This window comes from Streptomyces lunalinharesii (assembly GCF_039532155.1).
GTDB lineage: Bacteria > Actinomycetota > Actinomycetes > Streptomycetales > Streptomycetaceae > Streptomyces > Streptomyces lunalinharesii.
Window position 1 is genome coordinate 11,568 of the sequence record NZ_BAAARK010000022.1, and the last position, 19,295, is coordinate 30,862.

General features: G+C 74.0%; 15 protein-coding genes and 1 pseudogene. 10 read left to right on the forward strand and 6 right to left on the reverse strand.

The window, feature by feature from the left end; translation table 11 throughout:
* Window positions 1-38 precede the first annotated feature (38 nt).
* Complete coding sequence (locus ABD385_RS27805) at window positions 39-1,652, forward strand: MFS transporter (protein ID WP_344581162.1); 1,614 nt, start codon at window positions 39-41, stop codon at window positions 1,650-1,652.
* Here ABD385_RS27805 and ABD385_RS27810 read toward each other — a convergent pair.
* Complete coding sequence (locus tag ABD385_RS27810) at window positions 1,645-2,268, reverse strand: mycothiol-dependent nitroreductase Rv2466c family protein (protein WP_344581164.1); 624 nt, start codon at window positions 2,266-2,268, stop codon at window positions 1,645-1,647. The two genes, ABD385_RS27805 and ABD385_RS27810, sit on opposite strands and share 8 nt — an antisense overlap.
* A 96-nt stretch (window positions 2,269-2,364) precedes the next feature.
* Entirely contained in the window at window positions 2,365-2,859 is a 495-nt protein-coding gene (locus ABD385_RS27815) for a MarR family winged helix-turn-helix transcriptional regulator (RefSeq protein ID WP_344581166.1), read from the reverse strand.
* An 88-nt stretch (window positions 2,860-2,947) separates the two neighbouring features.
* Here ABD385_RS27815 and ABD385_RS27820 point away from each other — a divergent pair, with 88 nt between their 5' ends.
* From ABD385_RS27820 to rbsK, 6 genes and pseudogenes are all read left to right on the forward strand, one after another.
* Window positions 2,948-3,970, forward strand: a complete 1,023-nt coding sequence (locus ABD385_RS27820; protein ID WP_344581168.1) for an NADP-dependent oxidoreductase — start codon at window positions 2,948-2,950, stop codon at window positions 3,968-3,970.
* A 274-nt stretch (window positions 3,971-4,244) separates the two neighbouring features.
* Window positions 4,245-4,673 (forward strand): organic hydroperoxide resistance protein, encoded by a 429-nt coding sequence (locus tag ABD385_RS27825; RefSeq protein WP_016574980.1) that lies wholly within the window; start codon window positions 4,245-4,247, stop codon window positions 4,671-4,673.
* A gap of 287 nt (window positions 4,674-4,960) precedes the next feature.
* The gene (locus tag ABD385_RS27830; RefSeq protein WP_344581172.1) at window positions 4,961-5,962 is read left to right on the forward strand and encodes a LacI family DNA-binding transcriptional regulator; all 1,002 of its coding nucleotides are present in this window, start codon (window positions 4,961-4,963) and stop codon (window positions 5,960-5,962) included.
* A gap of 150 nt (window positions 5,963-6,112) precedes the next feature.
* Window positions 6,113-7,744 carry a sugar ABC transporter ATP-binding protein gene (locus ABD385_RS27835; protein WP_344581174.1) on the forward strand — a complete coding sequence of 544 codons (1,632 nt, stop codon included), beginning with the start codon at window positions 6,113-6,115 and terminating at the stop codon, window positions 7,742-7,744.
* Window positions 7,734-9,658: pseudogene (locus ABD385_RS27840) on the forward strand (ABC transporter permease/substrate-binding protein). Before ABD385_RS27835 ends, ABD385_RS27840 begins: the two are co-directional and overlap by 11 nt.
* Window positions 9,659-9,750: 92 nt before the next feature.
* A complete protein-coding gene (rbsK, locus tag ABD385_RS27845; RefSeq protein ID WP_344581176.1) occupies window positions 9,751-10,671 on the forward strand; it encodes a ribokinase in 921 nt (306 codons plus the stop codon).
* A gap of 87 nt (window positions 10,672-10,758) precedes the next feature.
* On the opposite strand, the gene ABD385_RS27850 is transcribed toward rbsK, so the two are convergent.
* On the reverse strand, window positions 10,759-12,234 hold the full coding sequence (locus tag ABD385_RS27850) for a nitrilase-related carbon-nitrogen hydrolase (RefSeq protein ID WP_344581177.1): 1,476 nt from the start codon (window positions 12,232-12,234) through the stop codon (window positions 10,759-10,761).
* 77 nt (window positions 12,235-12,311) lie between these two features.
* Window positions 12,312-12,956, reverse strand: coding sequence for a TetR family transcriptional regulator (locus ABD385_RS27855; RefSeq protein WP_425585490.1), 645 nt, complete (start codon window positions 12,954-12,956; stop codon window positions 12,312-12,314).
* Window positions 12,957-13,102: 146 nt separating this feature from the next.
* Between ABD385_RS27855 and ABD385_RS27860 the strand changes: the two genes are divergently transcribed.
* Window positions 13,103-15,661: a beta-glucosidase family protein gene (locus tag ABD385_RS27860; RefSeq protein WP_344581180.1), complete on the forward strand. Its 2,559-nt coding sequence runs from the start codon at window positions 13,103-13,105 to the stop codon at window positions 15,659-15,661.
* Here ABD385_RS27860 and ABD385_RS27865 read toward each other — a convergent pair.
* Window positions 15,648-16,349: a DUF4097 family beta strand repeat-containing protein gene (locus tag ABD385_RS27865; RefSeq protein ID WP_344581184.1), complete on the reverse strand. Its 702-nt coding sequence runs from the start codon at window positions 16,347-16,349 to the stop codon at window positions 15,648-15,650. The two genes, ABD385_RS27860 and ABD385_RS27865, sit on opposite strands and share 14 nt — an antisense overlap.
* Window positions 16,350-16,542: 193 nt before the next feature.
* The gene (locus ABD385_RS27870; RefSeq protein WP_344581188.1) at window positions 16,543-17,481 is read right to left on the reverse strand and encodes an SGNH/GDSL hydrolase family protein; all 939 of its coding nucleotides are present in this window, start codon (window positions 17,479-17,481) and stop codon (window positions 16,543-16,545) included.
* A 325-nt stretch (window positions 17,482-17,806) separates the two neighbouring features.
* Between ABD385_RS27870 and ABD385_RS27875 the strand changes: the two genes are divergently transcribed.
* Window positions 17,807-18,301 (forward strand): DUF3145 domain-containing protein, encoded by a 495-nt coding sequence (locus ABD385_RS27875; RefSeq protein WP_016572339.1) that lies wholly within the window; start codon window positions 17,807-17,809, stop codon window positions 18,299-18,301.
* A 101-nt stretch (window positions 18,302-18,402) separates the two neighbouring features.
* Window positions 18,403-19,293, forward strand: coding sequence for an NAD(P)-dependent oxidoreductase (locus tag ABD385_RS27880; RefSeq protein ID WP_344581195.1), 891 nt, complete (start codon window positions 18,403-18,405; stop codon window positions 19,291-19,293).
* The last annotated feature ends 2 nt before the right edge of the window (window positions 19,294-19,295 follow it).

The window sequence follows — 19,295 nt, forward strand, 5'->3', positions numbered from 1 at the left end:
GTTTGTGCCGTAAACAGGGTCTGCTTACGCTGTCCGGCATGTCGTTTACTGCGTATACCCGCCGGGCGCCCGGCGCGCCGGCCCCGACCGCGGGCCGGCGCGAGTGGACCGCCCTGGCCGTCCTGCTGCTGCCCTGCCTGCTCGTCTCGATGGACGTCTCGGTGCTCTACTTCGCCGTGCCGTTCCTGACCGCCCAACTGGAGCCCAGCGCCGTCCAACAGCTCTGGATCCTCGACGTCTACGGCTTCGTCCTCGCCGGCCTGCTGATCACGATGGGCGCGCTCGGCGACCGCATCGGCCGCCGCCGACTGCTCCTCGGCGGCGCCGTCCTCTTCGGCCTCGCCTCCTGCCTGGCCGCCTACGCGACCAGCCCCGGCACGCTCATCGCGGCCCGGGCGCTGCTCGGCGTCGGCGGCGCCACCCTGATGCCGTCCACCCTCGCCCTGATCCGCAACCTCTTCCGCGACGACCGGCAGCGCGGCAAGGCGATCGCCATCTGGTCGGCGGCCACGGCCGGCGGGATCGCCGTCGGCCCGGTGCTGAGCGGGCTGCTGCTGGAACACTTCTGGTGGGGCTCGGTCTTCCTGGTCAACGCCCCCGCCATGGTGCTGCTGGTCTGCGGCCCGCTGCTGCTCCCCGAGTTCACGAACCCGGCCCTCGGCCGCTTCGACCTCCTGGGGTCCGCGCTCTCCCTGGCGGCGATGCTGCCCGCGGTCTACGGCATCAAGGAACTCGCCCGCAGCGGCCCGGCGCCGCTGCCCGTCGCCGCCCTCGTCGTCGGCCTGCTGGCGGGCGCCGCCTTCGTCGTGCGCCAGCGCACCGCCCGGCACCCCATGCTCGACCTGGAGCTCTTCCGGCACCGCGGGTTCAGCGGCTCGGTCCTGATGAACCTGCTCGCGATGTTCGCGGTCGTCGGCTGCGCGGTGTTCCTCACCCAGTACCTCCAGACCGTACGGGGGATGAGCCCGCTGCGGGCCGCCCTGTGGAACTTGGTGCCGACGCTGGCCATCGGCGGCGTCGCGCCACTGGCCGCCGCACTCGCCCGACGGCTGGACCGGGCGCACGTCATCGCCGCCGGCTTCGCCCTCGCCGCCGTCGGCTTCCTGGCGCTGGCCTGGTTGGAGCCGTCCTCGCCGCTGTGGTTCCCCCTGGTCGGCGCCGCGGTCTACGCCGCCGGCCTGGTGGTGGTGATGTCGCTCGGCAACGAACTGGCGCTCGGCGCCGCGCCCCCGGAGCGGGCGGGCTCCGCCTCGGCGGTACTGGAGTCGGGCACCGAACTCGGCGGCGCCCTGGGCATGGCCTTCCTCGGCACCATCGGGAGCGCCCTCTACCGCCACGACGTCCGGGGCGCGCTGCCCGCCGGCCTCCCGGCCCGGGCCGCCGACGCGGCACACGAAACCCTGGCCTGGGCCGTCGCGGTCGCCGGCCGGCTCCCCGGCCGGGCCGGCCACGCCCTGCTGACGGCCGCCCGGGATGCCTTCACGCACGGCATGCACGCCGCCGTCCTGTGCGCGGCGGGCGTGATGGTCGCCGCGGCGGTCCTGGCGCCGGTGCTGCTGCGCGGCGTGCGGACCGCGCCGGCCGGGGAAGGGGAGACGGGCGCGGCGACCACGGGGCCGCCGCGCCCGGCACCGTCGACCGAGGTCAGCTGAAGTCGAACTCCCCGGTGCGGGTCCGCTTCAGCTCGAAGAACCGGTCGTAGCCGGCGAGCAGCCGCGCCCCGTCGAAGATCCGGGCCGCGTCCTCGCCCCGGGGGATGGCCATCAGGACCGGCCCGAAGAAGGCCACCCCGTCGATGTGGAGCGTGGGCGTGCCGACGTCCTCGCCGACCGGGTCCATGCCCTCGTGGTGGCTCTTGCGCAGCGCGTCGTCGTAGGTGTCCTGCGCGGCGGCGCGGGCCAGTTCGGCGGGCAGCCCGACCTCGGCAAGCGCCTCCTCGATGACGGTCGCGGTGTCCTGGCGGCCGTCCTTGTGGATGCGGGTGCCGAGCGCCGTGTACAGGTCGCGCAGCACCTCCTCGCCGTGCTCCTGGGCGGCCGCGACGCACACCCGCACGGGTCCCCAGCCGGCGTCCAGCAGCTCGCGGTACTTCTCGGGGAGGTCCGCGCGGCCCTCGTTGAGCACGGACAGGCTCATCACCCTGAACCGCAGGTCGATGTCCCGGAGGCGCTCCACCTCCAGGATCCAGCGCGAGGAGATCCAGGCGAACGGGCAGATGGGGTCGAAGTAGAAGTCGACGGTGTGGCGGGCGGGGCTCTGGTGCGTCATGCGGTCCAGATTAGGCCGCCGGCGGCCCGGTCGGTGGGGACATTCGGGCGCGGTCTTCCTGGGCCACTTCCGCGGCCGGGTCACGCCCCGGCGCGGTCACGCCCCGCCGCGGCCGGGCCCCTCGGCCGGCCCGCCGGCCTCGGGGGAGTCGGAGGCGTCGGGGGCGTCGCCCAGCCCCAGCATCCGCTGGAGCAGCTGCTTGAGCAGGGTGCGCTCGGCGGCCGTCAACCGGCCCAGCGGCTCGCGGGCGAAGTCCAACGACGTGCGCAGGTGCTCGGCCGTCGCCTGGCCCTCGGTGGTCGGCACGGCGAGCTTGACCCGGCGGTCGGCCGGATCGGGGCGCCGCTCCACCAGGCCGCGGGACTCCAGGCGGTCCACGATGCCGGTCACGTTCGACGGCTCGCACTTCAGGCACTGGGCGAGCTTGCGCATCGGCATCGACTCCATCGCCAGCAGCCGCAGCAGTCGCGCCTGGGCGCCCGTGAGGGAGTGCTCGGCCGCGGCCCGCTCGTACTCCTCGTGGAAGCGGGCGACGACGGTGCCGATGAGATCGACCACCTCGACGGTCAGCGGGTCTGGGCGTGCAGTCATACACACCAGGATACCCAATTGCTTGACAAGCTGAAATATTCAGACGCATGATTGTTTCAGCATCTGAAGCATTTGGAGGATCACGCTCATGTCCGCACCGCTGCCGACCACCAGCCGCGAATGGCACCTCGTCGCCCGCCCCCAGGGCTGGCCCACCCCCGACGACTTCGCGCTCCGCGAGGCCACGCTGCCCGAGCTCGGTGACGGCCAGATCCTCGTCAAGAACCTCCACTTCTCCGTCGACCCGTACATGCGCGGCCGGATGAACGACGTGAAGTCCTACGTCCCGCCCTTCCAGCTGGACCAGCCGATGGACGGCGGCGCGGTCGGTGAGGTCCTGGCCTCGCGCGCCGAGGGCTTCGCCGTCGGCGACCACGTCCTGCACGGCCTCGGCTGGCGCGAGCACGCCGTGGTGGACGCCGCCCGCACCGCGCGGGTGGACGCCTCGCTCGCCCCGCTCACCGCCTACCTCGGCGTCCTCGGCATGCCGGGCCTGACCGCGTACGCGGGCCTGCTCGCCGTCGCCGACTTCAAGGAGGGCGACGCCGTCTTCGTCTCCGGCGCGGCCGGCGCGGTGGGCAGCGAGGTCGGCCAGATCGCCCGCCTCAAGGGCGCCTCCCGAGTCATCGGCTCCGCCGGCTCCGACGAGAAGGTCCGCCTGCTCACCGAGGAGTACGGCTTCGACGCCGCCTTCAACTACAAGGACGGCGACGTCACCGAGCAGCTCAAGGCCGCCGCCCCCGACGGCATCGACGTCTACTTCGACAACGTCGGCGGCGACCACCTCGAAGCCGCCATCAGCACGCTCAACGTCCATGGCCGGGTCGCCATTTGCGGCATGATCTCGATGTACAACGCCACCGAGCCCAGCCCCGCCCCGCGCAACATGCCGCTGGTGATCGGCAAGCGCCTCCGCCTGGAGGGCCTGCTGGTCAGCGACCACCAGGCGCTCCAGCCGCAGTTCGTCGAGGAGGTCTCCGCCTGGATCCGCTCCGGCGAGCTGAAGTACGGCGAGACCAAGGTCTCCGGCATCGAGAACGGCGTCGACGCGTTCCTGGGCCTGCTCCGCGGCGCCAACACCGGCAAGATGATCGTGAGCCTGGCCGACTGAGACCCGGTGGGCCGACGGGCCCGGGCGTCGCCCGGGCCCGGCCGGACGCTTCTGCCCCGCCGCCCCCGCCGCCTCGTCGCGGAGGTGGCCCGGGAGCGCGCGGCCCGGGTGGCGGTGCTCCTGGCGGCCGGCGCCCCTCGCCGCGGTGCACCGGCCGGCCCGGCCTCCGCACTGTGAGACTCGCCTCCCCTCCTGGTGCCGCGGCCCGTTAGGCTCATCGACAAGCCGTCGCGATGAGTGGGCGCGAGTCGCGGCGAACCACAGGAGGATCGGTATGTCCATCCAGACCGTCGACGTCGTCTACACCGCCGTCGCCACCGCCGAGAACGGCCGCGACGGCCGCGTCGCCAGCGACGACGGCAAGCTCGACGTCGTCGTCAACCCGCCCAAGGAGCAGGGTGGCAGCGGCGCCGGCACCAACCCGGAGCAGCTCTTCGCGGCCGGCTACAGCGCCTGCTTCCAGGGCGCGCTCAGCGTCGTCGGCCGCCGGGAGAACGCTGACGTCTCCGGCTCCCGGGTGACCGCCAAGGTCGGCATCGGCAAGACCCCCGAGGGCGCGTTCGGCCTCGCCGTCGAGATCGTCGCCTCGATCCCCAACGTCGACGCGGCCACCGCCAAGGACCTCGTGGAGAAGGCGCACCAGGTGTGCCCCTACTCCAGCGCCACCCGTGGCAACATCGAGGTCACGCTGACCGTCGCCTGAGGCACCTCGGGCCGCCGAGGGCGCCTGACCGGCCGCCTTCGACACCGGTGGCAACGAGGGCCGCACCCCGTCACGGGGTGCGGCCCTTCGCCGTTCCCGAGCCCGCTCCGAGGCCCCGCCGACCGCGCGGCGTGACGCAGGCCACAGGGGCGGAGTCTTGACGCACCCGCCGTGTAATCGATTTCGTAGCCCTCACGTGTGACGCGTAATCGATTACACGACACGCCCCGCACCCGGCGGGACGGCAGAGCGGCAGAGCGGCAGAGCGACAGGACGGCGACGGAGCCATGGCGAACATCAAGGACGTGGCGGAACGGGCGGGCGTCTCCGTCGCCACCGTCTCCCGGGTCCTCAACGGCAACAGCCCGGTCGCCGAAACCCGCGAGCGGGTGCTCGCCGCCGTCAAGGAACTGGGCTACCGCCCCAACAACGTCGCCCGCGCCCTGCGCACCGCCCGCACCGGCACGCTCGGCCTGGTGATCAGCGACCTCACCAACCCGTTCTTCACCGAACTGGCCGACGCCGTCGAGGACGCCGCCCGCGGCCTCGGCTACAGCCTCGTCATCGGCAACGCCGGCGAGCGCCCCGCCCAACAGGACGACTACATCCGCACCCTGCTCGACCGCCGGATCGACGGCCTGCTGGTCAGCTCCGCCGGCACCGGTTCGGCGATGCTCGGCGAGGTCGTCGCCTCCGGCACCCCGCTCGTCCTCCTGGACCGGACCGTCCCCGGCATCGACGCCCCCTGCGTCCGCGCCGACGGCCGGGCCGCGCTCACCGACCTCGCCGCCCACCTCGCCGCGCTCGGCCGCCGCCGCCCCGCGATCATCGTCGCCCCGGCCGGCACCCCCACCGGCGACGAGCGCCTGGAACGCTTCCGCACCGCCCTGGCCGACCACGGCATCGCCCTGCCCGACGAGCGCGTCGGCGCCGCCCCCGACCTCCAACCCAGCGGCGGCCGCCGGGTGATGCGCGACTTCCTGGACCTGCCCGAGCCGCCGGACGCGGTCCTGGCCACCGACAACCTCATGGCGCTCGGCGCGATGGACGAACTCCGCGCCCGCGGCCTGCGGGTCCCCGACGACGTGGCGCTGGTGGTCTACGACGACGTGCCGTGGTTCGCGCACACCGACCCGCCGTTGACCGCCATCGCCCAGCCCACCCGCGACCTCGGCCGGGCCGCCGTGCAGACCCTGCTCGCACGCATCGAGGGCCGCCCCGCCCCCTCCGTGCTGCTGCCCGCCCACCTGGTGCCGCGCCGCTCCTGCGGCGAACCGCCGACCCCCTGACCGCACCCGCCCCACCGGCACCGGAACGTGCCGGTCCGACCAGGAAACCCGCCCCGCCCCGTCGGGGCCCACCGCAGCACCACCGCCCGGGCACCGCGCCCGGACACCACCCGCCAACCGAGGAACCCACCGAGGAGAGAGGGGCAGCGCATGACCGGCGTCAACGACGACGAACCGGGCGGCCGCGAACTGCTGCGCGTCGAGGGGGTGACCAAGGCGTTCCCCGGCGTCCGCGCACTGGACGGCGTCGACCTGAGCCTGCGCGCCGGCGAGGTGCACGTCCTGCTCGGCGAGAACGGCGCCGGCAAGAGCACCCTGATCAAGATGCTCTCCGGCGCCCACCGCCCCGACAGTGGCCGCATCCTCGTCGCCGGGGAAGCGGAGTCCGACGGGCTCCGCGAGGTGCAGATCCGCTCCGCGCAGGACGCCGAGCGGCTCGGCATCGCCACCATCTACCAGGAGTTCAACCTCGTCCCCGGGCTGACCGTCGCCGAGAACGTCTTCCTGGGCCGCCAACCGCGCACCGCGCTCGGCCTGATCGACAAGAAGACGATGCGCGCCCGCGCCGCCGACCTGCTGCGCCGGGTGCGGCTCGACGTCTCCCCGAACACCCCGGTCGCCGAACTCGGCATCGCCCGGCTCCAGATGGTCGAGATCGCCAAGGCCCTCAGCCTCGACGCCCGCGTCCTGATCATGGACGAGCCGACCGCGGTGCTCACCTCCGAAGAGGTGGAGACGCTCTTCGGCATCGTCCGCGAACTGCGCGAGGCCGGCGTCGGCATCATCTTCATCACCCACCACCTCGACGAGATCGGTGCTCTCGGCGACCGGGTCACCGTCCTGCGCGACGGCCGCTCGATCGACGAGGTGCCCGCCGCCACCGGCGAGGAGGAACTGATCCGGCTGATGGTCGGCCGGGACATCGCCGAGCAGTACCCCCGCCGCCGCTCCGACGAGCCCGGCCCGCCCCTGCTGCGCGTGCGGGGCCTGACCCGGCACGGTGCCAGGAGGACCGGCCGCGCGCCGGCCCGGCCGGTCTTCGAGGGCATCGACTTCGAGGTCCGGGCCGGCGAAGTGGTGGGGCTGGCCGGACTGGTCGGCGCCGGCCGCACCGAGGTCGCCCGCGCGGTCTTCGGCGTGGACCGCTACGACGCCGGCACCGTCGAGGTGGCCGGTGCACGGCTGGTGCGCGGTGACGTCCGGGCCGCGATGCGGGCCGGATTGGGGCTGGTGCCCGAGGACCGCAAGGGCCAGGGGCTGGTCCTGGACGCCTCGCTCCAGGACAACCTGACGCTGGCCCGGCTCGACCGGGACACCCGCGGCGGACTGGTCGACCGGCGCGGCCAGCGGCGCGAAGCGGCCGCCGTCGCCGAGCAGTTGAAGGTCCGGATGAGCGGCCTGGGGCAGCCCGCCCGCACCCTCTCCGGCGGCAACCAGCAGAAGATCGTCATCGGCAAGTGGCTGCTGGCGAAGACCCGGCTGCTGATCCTGGACGAACCGACCCGCGGCATCGACGTCGGCGCCAAGGTCGAGATCTACCAGCTCGTTAACGAACTGACCGCGGCCGGCTGCGGGGTGCTGATGATCTCCAGCGACCTGCCCGAGGTGCTGGGCATGAGCGACCGGGTGCTGGTGATGGCCCAGGGTCGACTGACCGGCGAACTCGCCGCCGGCGACGCCACCCAGGACGCCGTGATGGAACTGGCGCTCCAGTCCCCGCACGGCGCCGGGGACGGCACGCACACCAACGAGAGCGCGATGGAGGGCTCCGATGTCCGCTGACGTGAAGACCGCAGCCGCCGCCCCGGAGGCGGCGGGCGGGGGACCGGCCCCGGACGGCTTCGGGCCGTGGTTCTCCCGGGCCGTGCTCCGCAACGGCCCGCTCGGTGGCCTGATCGCCCTGGTCGTGGTGATGGCGGTGCTGTCCCGGGACTTCCTCAACGGGCAGAACCTCCTCAACGTCGGCGTGCAGGCGTCGGTCACCGCGATCCTGGCCTTCGGCGTCACCTTCGTGATCGTCTCGGCCGGCATCGACCTGTCGGTCGGCTCGGTCGCCGCGCTCTCCGCCACCGTCGTCGCCTGGGCCGCCACCACCGAGGGACTGCCGGTCTGGCTCGCGGTGCTGCTCGGCCTCGCGGTCGGCGCGGCCGCCGGACTGCTCTCCGGCGCCCTGGTCGCCTACGGCCGACTGCCCGCCTTCATCGCCACCCTGGCGATGCTGTCGGTCGGCCGCGGCCTGGCCCTGGTCCTCTCCGGCGGCACGCCGATCCCCTTCCCCGACGCGGTCAACGCGCTCGGCGACACCCTCGGCGGCTGGCTGCCGGTGCCCGTCCTCGTCATGATCGTGATGGGGCTGATCGCCGCACTGGTCCTGGCCCGGACCTACTCCGGCCGTGCGATGTTCGCGATCGGCGGCAACGAGGAGGCGGCCCGCCTCTCCGGCATCGACGTCAAGCGCCGCAAGCTCGTGATCTACGCGCTGTCCGGGGTGTTCGCCGCCGTCGCCGGCATCGTGCTGGCGGCCCGGCTCACCTCCGCCCAGCCGCAGGCCGCGAGCGGCTACGAACTCGACGCCATCGCCGCCGTCGTGATCGGCGGGGCCAGCCTCTCCGGCGGCTCCGGCAAGGCGTCCGGCACCCTGATCGGCGCGCTGATCCTCGCCGTGCTGCGCAACGGCCTCAACCTGCTGAGCGTCTCGGCCTTCTGGCAGCAGGTCGCCACCGGTCTGGTGATCGCGCTCGCCGTCCTCCTGGACACCCTGCGGCGCAGGAGCGCGCGATGAAGCGGCGCACGGCACTGCTCGGCGCGGCCCTCGCGGTCGGCGCCCTCGCCCTGACCGGGTGCGACCGCGGCGGCAACACCGACCTCGGGCTGGCCCTGTCCACGATGAACAACCCGTTCTTCGTCGGCATCAAGAAGGGCGCGCAGGCCGAGGCGGACGCCCGCGGACTGCACATCAACATCACCGACGCGCAGAACGACCCGATGCAGCAGATCAACCAGATGGAGACCTTCACCAGCCAGCAGGTCAAGGCCGCCATCATCAACCCGGTGGACTCCGACGCCGCGGTCCCCGCCGTCGGCGTCGCCAACCGGGCCAAGGTGCCGGTGATCTCCATCGACCGCGGCGTCAACGGCGGGCAGGTGGGCTCGACCATCGCCTCCGACAACGTCGCCGGCGGCCGGCTCGCCGCCAAGACCCTCGCCGAGGCGCTCGGCGGGAAGGGCAAGGTGGCCTTCCTCGAAGGCCAGCCCGGCACCTCCGCCGCCCGTGAACGCGGCCAGGGCTTCGAGGAGGGCATCAAGCAGTACCCCGGCATCGAGGTCGTCGCCCGACAGCCCGCGGACTTCGACCGGACCAAGGGCATGGACGTGATGTCCAATATGCTCCAGGCACACCGCGACATCGGCGGGGTGTTCGCCGCCAACGACGAGATGGCGCTCGGCGCCTCCAAGGCACTGGGCGCCCGCGCCGGCAAGGACGTCAAGGTGGTGGCGTTCGACGGGACCCCGGACGGGGTCGGCGCCGTCCGCGCCGGCACCCTGACCGCCACCGTCGCCCAGCAGCCCGAACTCCTCGGCAAACAGGCCGTGGACTGGGCACTGAAGGCGGCCCGCGGCGAGCGGTTGCCCCGGACGGTCAAGGTGCCGGTCGTGCTGGTGACGGCGGCCAACGCCGCCCGCTTCGGCGGCTGACCCGGCCGCCGGGCGGCGGCACGCAGGAAGAAACGGAAGAACGGCGTATGGACACGAGAGAACGACGCCCGGACAGAGAAGAGGAACGGCGCATGTACGACGTCCTGGTGGTCGGCTCGGCCAACGCGGACCTGACCGTACGGGTGACCCGGCGCCCCGGAGCGGGCGAGACCGTGCTCGGCACGGACCTGGTGGAGTCGGCCGGCGGCAAGGGCGCCAACCAGGCGGCCGCGGCGGCCCGGATCGGCGGGCGCACCGCCCTGCTGGCCCGGGTTGGTGGCGACGCCTACGGGGAACTGCTGCTCGCCGCCCAGCGCGCCGCGGGCACCGACGTGGCCCCCGTCATCGTGGACGCGGACGCCCGCACCGGCACCGCGATGATCATCGTCAGCCCGGACGGCGACAACAGCATCGTGGTCTCGCCGGGCGCCAACGCCGCGCTCACCCCGGACGACGTGGCCGCCGCCAAGGACGTCATCGCGGCCTCCGCGGTGCTCTCCCTGCAGTTGGAGATCCCGATGGAGACCGTGCGGGCGGCCGCCGCGAGCGCCGAGGAGGCCGGCACCCGCGTCGTCCTCAACCCCTCGCCGGCCCCCGAGGACCTCGACCGCGCACTGCTGTCGGCGGCCGATCCGCTGGTCGTCAACGAGCACGAGGCCCGGCAACTCTCCGGACGCACCGACGGCACCCCCGCCGAATGGGCGGCCGCCCTGCGCGAGCGGGGCGCCCGCTCGGTCGTGGTGACCCTCGGCGGCGACGGCGCGCTGGTGCTGGACGACTCCGGGACGACCATGGTCCCCGGCGTCAGGGTCGAGGCCGTGGACACCACGGGCGCCGGCGACGCCTTCACCGGCGCGCTGGCCACCCGGCTGGCCGGCGGCGCCGCCCTGGCCGAAGCGGCCCGCTTCGCGGTGCGCGTCGGCGCGGCCGCCGTCACCAAGCCCGGCGCGCAGCCCTCCTACCCGACGGCCGAGGAACTGGCCCGACTGCCGGAACCGCCCGAGCAGCCGTAGCCGCCCGCGCGGGACGGGGCCGACAACAGCGGTGCGGCGTGGTGGTCGACCACCGTGCCGCGCCGCGGTGTCGGCCCCGTCCGGGCCTCACCGCTCGGCCCCCGCGCCGTGCGCGACAGCCGCTCCGCCGTCGTGGCCGACCTCGCTGGAGCCCGGGGCCGCCGGCTCGGCGCCCAGCTCCCGGGGCCCGTACGGCGCGTGCTCCGCGCCGGTCGCCAGCGCCCAGTAGCGGTCGCCGTAGGACCAGTGCCACCACTCGGTCGGGTAGTTGACCAGCCCCGCCCCGCGCAGCGCCGCGGACAGGATCCGGCGGTTGGTGCGGGCGGCGGGCGTCAGCTCTCCGGCGGCGGTGTAGCAGGCGCCGCCGCTCTCCTCGGGGGAGGCGTTGAGCGGTGTGCCCATGTCGACCTCGTCGCCGTCCACCGTGACCAGGGTGAGGTCCACGGCGCCGCCCGCGCTGTGCGGGGCGATCTGGGGCGGGGACACGTAGCGGCTGGCGGCGCGGTGGATCCGTGCTGCGTCCCAGTCGGGGTGGGCGGCCCGGAGCTCGTCCGCGTACTGCGCGAAGTACCGACGCTGGAGGGCCGGTGGCCGGTAGCCCTCCACGAACTGCAGTCGCAGCCCGGCCGGCAGCGCTTCCTGGGCGACCAGCAGCCGCCGCAGCACCCCCTCCCGCAGGTGGGCGAACGCCCCCTCCCCGCCCGTGCCGTCGGCTCCGGCCTTGAGCCCGTCCACCGCCAGTCCGGGCGCCGCGGACCGCACGTCCACCAGCGGCTCACCGCACTCCCGGACCGGCACCGCGGCCACCGCCGGGTCGGCCATCAGCGTGATCGCGTCCCGTACGTCGCTCAGCACCAGCTGTGCGCCCGCGCCGTCCGGCCCGACGGACGCCGCAGCCACCCGCTCACCGGACGGCAGCCAGTAACCGCTGAGCCCGGCTCCCGGACCGGGACTCCCGATGCCGATGCCGTTGGCGAGCACCACGTGCAGCCCGTGCGTGCGCGCCAACTCGGCGTACTGTGCGACCCGTTCGCCGTCACCGTGGAACGCGCTGGACAGGTACACCCGGCAGCCGTCCGCCGCGGCCCGCTCCGGCACTTCGGCGAAGGAGTTGTCGAAGCAGGTGGCGAGCGCGAAGCGGATCCCGCCCAGGGTGAACCGGCCGTGCGCGGTGCCTGGCGCGAACACCGCGCTCTCGCCCTCGGCCACGTGCCGCTTGTCGTAACGGGTGAGCAGGGTGCCGTCCGGCCCGTAGACGAAGCTGGCGATGGTGGGCTTCGCACCGTCCCCGGCGCCGCGACCGGGGGCGTTGACCACTGCCGCGACGCCGGCCGCACGGCACGCCGCGCGTACGGGGGCCAGTCGGGGATCGTCCGCAAGCACCGTCAGCGCCGCCGGATCGGCGGCTATCGGCCCGAGGTCGTAGTGGGTCAGGGCCAGTTCGGAGAAGACCACCAGCCCCGCGCCGCGCTCGCCGGCCTCGGTGACGAGCCCGGCCATCCGTGCGGCGTTGGCGGCGATGTCGCCCGGTACGGAGGGGAATTGTGCAGCAGCAACGATCATTCCTCCATGATGCCCGCCGCCCCTCCCACCCGCGGTGGCCTGTGGACAACCGCCGCCGCCCCGGGCTTCGCCCCGCGCTACGGCGCCGCGTCGCCGTCGCCGTCCGGCGTCGCCCCGTCGCCGAGCAGCCCCAGGAAGTCCCGGAACGCCGCCGGCATGTCGACCCGCTCCGGATCCAGCAGCCACTGGAGTTGGAGCCCGTCCATCACCGCGACCAGCAGCGGGGCCGCCCGCTCCGGGGTCAGGCCGCCGGGCAGTACCTCGCCGAACTCGGCCCGCAGCGCCCCGGTCAGCGCCTCGCGCACGCCCCGGAAGCGCGCCTCGAAGAAGGCGCGTGCCGGATGGTCCTCGGTGACGCTGTCGGCGGACAGCACGGTGTACGCCTGGACGATCCCGGGGCGGGTGGCGTTGTAGTCGACGAGCTGGGCGAGGGTGCCGGTGCGCCAGGAGCCGGACGCCGCGGCGGCCGCGTCCCAGCGGTCGCGCGCCTCCAACACGCCGACCAGCAGCAGTTCCTTCGTCGGGAAGTGGTGGAGCAGCCCCTGCTGCGTCAGTCCGGCGCGCTCGGCGACGGCGGCGAGTGACGTCCGGCGGTAGCCGCGCTCGGCGATCAGCTCCATGGCGGCTTCCAGGATCGCCGCCCGCCGCTCCGCGCGCTGCACCTCCCGCCCGCCGCCGGCCCGCCGGGAGCCGCGGCCCGCGTCCTGCCCTCGTGCACTCACCGGCCGAGCCTAACCCTCCCGCCCCGCACCCCCGCGCCGCCCACGACACGCAAATAACAGAAGAGCAACAACGCCTACCTCGCACCCGGTATGAGGGTGAGAATGCGGCCAGGGGGCCCGCACGTCCACGCAAGGGAGCGCCGCACATGACCGACCAGTCGCCCGCCCGCCACACCGAGCCCGGCCCCCGCACCTCCGCCGACCCCGCCGCCCGTCGCGCCGACGGCCCGCCCCACGACTACGCCGCCGTGGTGGAGCGGGCGCTCGGCGCACTCGACCTGGACACCAAGGCCCGGCTGCTCTCGGGCCAGGACATGTGGAGCCTGCCGGCCGTCCCCGCGATCGGGCTGCGGTCGCTGGTGATGTCGGACGGGCCGATCGGCGTCCGCGGTCGGCAGTGGAGTGCGGAGGACCCCTCGGTGGCGCTGCCCAGTCCCACCGCCCTGGCCGCCACCTGGGACCCGGAACTGGCCCGTCGGGCGGGTCGGTTGCTGGCGCAGGAAGCCCGCCGCAAGGGCGTGCACGTCCTGCTCGCGCCGACCGTCAACCTGCACCGCTCGCCACTGGGCGGCCGCCACTTCGAGTGCTATGCGGAGGACCCCCTCCTGACCGGCGCGATCGGGGCGGGCTACGTGCGGGGCGTACAGGACGGCGGCGTCGGCACCACGGTCAAGCACTTCGTCGGCAACGACGCCGAGACCGACCGCTTCACCGTCGACAACCGCATCGCCCCGCGCCCGCTGCACGAGCTCTATCTCGCCCCGTTCGAACACATCGTCACCCACGCCCGTCCCTGGGGCATCATGACCGCCTACAACCAGGTCAACGGCTCGACGATGACCGAACACCACCACCTCGTCTCCGAGGTGCTGCGCGGGGACTGGGGCTTCGACGGCTGCAACGTCTCCGATTGGACGGCGGCCCGGAACACCGTCCGTGCCCTGCGCGCCGGCCTGGACATCGCCATGCCCGGGCCCCGCACGGTCTTCGGTGCCCCGCTCGCGGCGGCCGTCCGCGCGGGCGAGGTCGCCGAGTCCGAGGTGGACGCCGCGGTCCGCCGGGTGTTGCTGCTCGCCGCCCGGACCGGCTGCCTGGACGGGGTGCCGCCCGCGGTGGCCCCGTCCGACGTCCCGCCCGTCATCGACGGCCGTGCCGTCGCCCGCGACCTGGCCCGCCGCGCCGTCGTCCTGCTGCGCAACGAACCCGTGGCGGCGCCCGGCGGCGGAGCCCGCCCGGTCCTGCCGCTCGACGCCGTCGCCCTGCGCCGGGTCGCCGTGATCGGTGCGGCCGCCCGCGACGCCCGGGTGCTCGGCGGTGGTTCGGCCACCGTCTTCCCCGAACAGGTCGTCTCCCCGCTCGCGGGCCTGCGCGCCGCGCTGCCCGACGACGTCGAGGTCGTCTTCGCGACCGGCGCCGACCCGCGCACCCGCGTCCCGCACGCTCGCGAGGGCTTCGCCCTGCACGCCCGCTACCTCACCGCCGAGGGCCGACTGCTCACCGAGACGCCGCAGTTCGACGGCAAGGTCCAGGTGCTCGGCAGCTTCCCCGACGGCGTCACCCGGCAGGAGCTGCACGCCGTCGAACTCACCGGCAGTTTCACCCCGCGGACCACCGGCACCCACACCCTGGCGGTGGCCGGCGCCGGACGGCTCCGGCTGACCCTGGACGACCGGGTCCTCTTCGACGGCGACGGAGCCGGGACGGCGGGCACCGACCCCTTCGAGGCGTTCATGCAGCCCGCCGAGCACCGGATCGCCGTGGAGCTGACCGCCGGTCACGAGGTGGCGCTCACGCTGCGTTTCGTGCCGCACGGCCTCGGGCTGGGCGAAGGGCTGGACGCCCTGAACTTCGTCCTCGGCCACGGCGAACCGCAGCTCGACGGTGACGCCGAGATCGTGGCGGCCGTCCGGGCGGCGACCGAGGCGGACGTCGCGCTCGTGGTCGTGGCGACCACCGAGGAGGTCGAGTCGGAAGGGTTCGACCGCACCGACCTCCGGCTGCCGGGCCGGCAGGACGAGTTGGTCGCCCGGGTCGCCGCCGCCAACCCCCGCACCGTCGTGGTGGTCAACTCCGGCTCCCCGGTCGAGCTGCCCTGGCGCGAGCAGGTCCCGGCGGTGCTGCTGAGCTGGTTCCCCGGTCAGGAGGCCGGGGCCGCGCTGGCGGACGTCCTGCTCGGCGACCACGAACCGGGCGGCCGGCTCCCCACCACCTGGCCGGCCCGTCTCGCCGACGCCCCGGTCTCCACCGTGACCCCCACCGACGGCACCCTTCCCTACGCGGAAGGGGTGTTCATCGGCTACCGCGCCTGGCAGCGCACCACCACCGCCCCCGCGTACCCCTTCGGCCACGGACTCGGCTACACCCGGTGGGAGTACGTGTCCCTGGACGCCACCCCCGACTCCGTGTGGGTGCGGCTGCGCAACACCGGCGACCGCCCCGGCCGCGAGGTCGTCCAGATCTACCTCGCACCGGCCGACGACACACCCGGCGCGCCCGAGCGTCCGACTCGCTGGCTGGCCGGCTTCGCCACCGTCGAGGCGGGGCCCGGCGAGAGCGTGGAGACCGAGATCCCGCTGCCGGGGCGCGCCTTCGAGATCTGGTCGGAACCGGACGACGGCTGGCGCCGGATCCCCGGCCGCTACACCGTCGCGGCAGCCCACAGCAGCGCCGACGTCCGGCTGACCGCGCACGTCACGGCTGGCTGAGCACCGAGACGTCGCCCCCGCTGGTCCGGGCGGATATTTTGTGCGCCGAGCCCTCGTCCGTGCCGACGGACACCTTGCGGCTGCCGCCGCTCGTCTTCGCGTCGACGGCGTAGGTGCCCTTCGGGACGCGGAGCGTGACGTCGCCGCCGCTGGTCCGCCCCGAGACGTCGTCGGGCACCGCGCCCAGCGTCATCTCCACGTCCCCGCCGCTGGTCTTCACCTTCGCCGTGCGGGCCGTGGAGTCCGTGACGGTGATGTTGCCGCCGCTGGTGTCCGCGGTGATCCCGCCGGAGGCGCCCCGGATCGTGACGTCCCCGCCGCTGGTGTGCAGGTCGACCGAGGCGGCGCGCGGCAGCAGCACGCGGTACGCCACCTCGCAGTGCTGGCCCATCGAGCAGTCCTCGGCGGTCAGCGTCAGTCGGCCGTCCTTGACGGAGTGCGTGGTCTTCGGCTTGGACCCGTCGTACGTCACCTTCTCCGTGACCTTGACGGTGCCGCCGGCGTCCACCGGCACGATCTCGATGTTGCCGCCGTAGGTCGTCGCCGACAGCGAGCTGACCGCGCCGTCGACCCCGTACGTCCGCTCGGCGGTGGTGCGCGGGCCGCCGCCGACCAGGGAGCAGCCGGTCGTCAGCACGGTCAGGGCCGCACAGGACAGGACGAGATGGGTGGCGCGGAGTCGGGCCATGGTGATTCCCCCGAGGCAGTGGTGACGGTGCGGTACCGAACGGCATCCGCTCGACCTTCATCGTCCCGCGCCCCCACCCCGTGCACGTCGCCGCACGGTATGACCTTCGCCGTCCCCGCACGGTATGACCCCCGCCCCGTCGCCCTTAGGGGTTTCCCCGAGACCGTGGGAGGGGGGGCCTACCGGAGCCGACTCATCCGGCGGAGGCCGCTTCACCCTTCGGGGGGTCTTCCTTGCGGGTGATGGTCCGGAAGGCCAGCTCCGCCAGCTCCTGCTGGCCCTGAAGTCCCGGATGGAACCAGTCCCAGGTGCTCAACTGCTGCCCGGTGAAGCGGTAGTCGAAGACCGACCGGTCGAACCGGCACAGCCGGTCCTCGGCGCAGACCGCCGCCAGCGCCTCGTTGTACGCCATCACCCGCTCCCGGACCAGCGTCCGCCGGTCCTGTGCCGGCTTCGTCACGTCGTCCGGGTCGCGCAGCATCGACCCGCAGATGCCCAGCTTCCACACCTGCTTGCCGAGCGGGTTCTTGCGCCCCTCGGACCACAGCCGCAACAGGTCCGGCACGGCCGCGACGTACACCTGGGCGCGCGGCAGGGCGCGCCGCAGGGTCTTCATGGACCGTTCGAACCCGGCGCGGAAGGCGGCGGGGGAGGTCATCGCCCGGACGTCGCTGCGGCAGGCGTCGTTGGCGCCGATCAGCACGGTGACCAACTCGGGCCGGCGGGCCGCCGCCGCGGTGATCTGCTGCGGCAGGTCGCTCATCAGGGCGCCGGTCCGGGCGTAGTTCCAGCTGTGTGCGGCCGGGTCCTTCGGCAGCAGCCGCCGGGCCAGGCTCTTGACCTTGGGGCTGGTGCCGGTGGACCAGGAGACCTCGGGGCAGTCGGAGAGCACCGTGCAGGCGTCGAAGCCGACGGTGATGGAGTCGCCGAGGGCGGCGAGGGAGGCGGGGTCGGTCCGCCAGGCGGGCGCCGGCTTCGCGCTCGGTTTGACCGCGGCGCGGCCGTGCGGGGCGGCGCCGTCGCCGCAGGCGGCGAGGGTGGTCAGCAGCGCGGAGACCGTCACCGAGGCGAGGACGGCCCGGGCCGACCGGCGGGGACGCCGGGGGCGGGCGGGCCGATCGGTCGTCGTCATCCCCTGTCCCCTCCGGCGTGCGAGTGATATCTCTTCGGGTACCGACGGTACGTCACCTGCGGTCCTGCACCGCGCGGTAGCTTTGCCCCGTGCCTGCCGGGTGGTGACCCGAAGTGGCATGTGCAGTCGGCACAGACAAATTACAACACGTCATTTCCTGTCCCTTTTGCGGCAATTTCCGCCTAATGGTGTTTACTGTAGGTCACCTCGCATGCTGGTGCCGAAGTGATCACTGGGGCAGAATGTCGGCAGCTGTCCCGGCCGCGACCGGAACGGGCACGAGGCCGCTGGGGAAGGCGAACCTCGATCCGCACGGGAGGTCCCGGTGACGACACGTGGAGTCCTGTACGTCCACTCCGCTCCACGAGCGCTGTGCCCGCACGTCGAATGGGCGGTGGCGGGCGTCCTCGGGGTGCGCGTCAACCTCGACTGGATCCGCCAGCCGGCGTCGCCCGGCACCTGGAGAGCCGAGTTCTCCTGGCAGGGCGAGGCCGGCACCGCCTCCAAGCTCGCCTCCGCGCTGCGCGGCTGGCACCTGCTGCGCTTCGAGGTGACCGCCGAGCCGTGCACCAGTGCGGAGGGCGAGCGCTACAGCTCCACCCCGGACCTCGGCATCTTCCACGCCGTCACCGGCATCCACGGCGACATCCTCATCCCCGAGGACCGGTTGCGGGCCGCCGTCGCCCGCTCCGCCCGCGGCGAGACCGAACTCGCCGCCGAGGTCGCCAAGCTGCTCGGCAAGCCCTGGGACGACGAACTGGAGCCCTTCCGCTACGCCGGTGAGGGCGCCCCGGTCCGCTGGCTCCACCAGGTCGTCTGAGGCGCCCGGCACGCGGCCGTACGGAGCCTCGTGCCGGTGGCGTTCCGCGACACACGGCGCACCGTTGACCTGGAGTGCACTCCAGGTCCTAGCGTGCGGCCATGGCCGACAACACCACTTCTGACACCCTCGCGGTCGCCGTCCTCGGCACCGGGATCATGGGCGCGGCGATGACCCGCAACCTCGCCCGCGCCGGGCTGGACGTCCGCGCCTGGAACCGCACCCGCGCCAAGGCCGAGCCGCTGGCCGCCGACGGGGTCCGGGTCACCGACACCCCGGGCGAGGCGGTGGACGGCGCCGACGTCGTCCTCACCATGCTGCTCGACGGCCCCGCCGCCCTCGACGCCGTGCGCCAGGCCGCCCCGCGACTGGCCCCCGGCACCCTCTGGCTCCAGATGAGCACCGTCGGGCCCGCCGCCCTCGAACCCCTGGTGCGCTTCGCCGCCGAACAGGACCTCCGCTTCGTGGACGCCCCCGTACTGGGCACCAAGGCGCCCGCGGAGAAGGGCCAGTTGATCGTCCTCGCCGCCGGCGCACCCGAGCTGCGCGAACGCGCCGACCGGGTCTTCGACATCGTCGGCGGCCGCACCCAGTGGGTCGGCGACGACGCCGCGGGCGCCGCCGCCAGCCGGCTCAAGCTGGTCGTCAACAGCTGGGTGCTCACCATCATCGGCGGTACCGGTGAAACCCTGGCGCTCGCCAAGGGACTGGGCGTCGACCCGCGGGAGTTCCTGGACGCGATCGCCGGCGGCTCGCTCGACATGCCCTACCTGCGGATGAAGTCGGACCTGTTGCTCTCCGGAGACCTCGCGCCGAGCTTCACGGTCTCCGCGGCCCGCAAGGACGCCCGGCTGATCGGCGAGGCCGGGCGGTCCTCCGGCGTCCGGATGGACCTGGCGGCCGCGACCGCGGAGCGCTTCCGCCGGGCCGAGGCCCAGGGACACGGCGACGAGGACGGCGTCGCCGCGTACTTCGCCAGCTTCGACGACTGACC

Bases quoted from the DNA above. Each gene is read 5' to 3' on its own strand.
- ABD385_RS27820 (WP_344581168.1), top strand. From the start codon at position 2,948: ATGTCCGCACCGCTGCCGACCACCAGCCGCGAATGGCACCTCGTCGCC.
- ABD385_RS27805 (WP_344581162.1), top strand. From the start codon at position 39: ATGTCGTTTACTGCGTATACCCGCCGGGCGCCCGGCGCGCCGGCCCCG.
- ABD385_RS27850 (WP_344581177.1), bottom strand. From the start codon at position 12,234: ATGATCGTTGCTGCTGCACAATTCCCCTCCGTACCGGGCGACATCGCC.
- ABD385_RS27870 (WP_344581188.1), bottom strand. From the start codon at position 17,481: ATGACGACGACCGATCGGCCCGCCCGCCCCCGGCGTCCCCGCCGGTCG.
- rbsK (WP_344581176.1), top strand. From the start codon at position 9,751: ATGTACGACGTCCTGGTGGTCGGCTCGGCCAACGCGGACCTGACCGTA.
- ABD385_RS27835 (WP_344581174.1), top strand. From the start codon at position 6,113: ATGACCGGCGTCAACGACGACGAACCGGGCGGCCGCGAACTGCTGCGC.
- ABD385_RS27880 (WP_344581195.1), top strand. From the start codon at position 18,403: ATGGCCGACAACACCACTTCTGACACCCTCGCGGTCGCCGTCCTCGGC.
- ABD385_RS27815 (WP_344581166.1), bottom strand. From the start codon at position 2,859: ATGACTGCACGCCCAGACCCGCTGACCGTCGAGGTGGTCGATCTCATC.
- ABD385_RS27810 (WP_344581164.1), bottom strand. From the start codon at position 2,268: ATGACGCACCAGAGCCCCGCCCGCCACACCGTCGACTTCTACTTCGAC.
- ABD385_RS27830 (WP_344581172.1), top strand. From the start codon at position 4,961: ATGGCGAACATCAAGGACGTGGCGGAACGGGCGGGCGTCTCCGTCGCC.
- ABD385_RS27825 (WP_016574980.1), top strand. From the start codon at position 4,245: ATGTCCATCCAGACCGTCGACGTCGTCTACACCGCCGTCGCCACCGCC.
- ABD385_RS27860 (WP_344581180.1), top strand. From the start codon at position 13,103: ATGACCGACCAGTCGCCCGCCCGCCACACCGAGCCCGGCCCCCGCACC.
- ABD385_RS27865 (WP_344581184.1), bottom strand. From the start codon at position 16,349: ATGGCCCGACTCCGCGCCACCCATCTCGTCCTGTCCTGTGCGGCCCTG.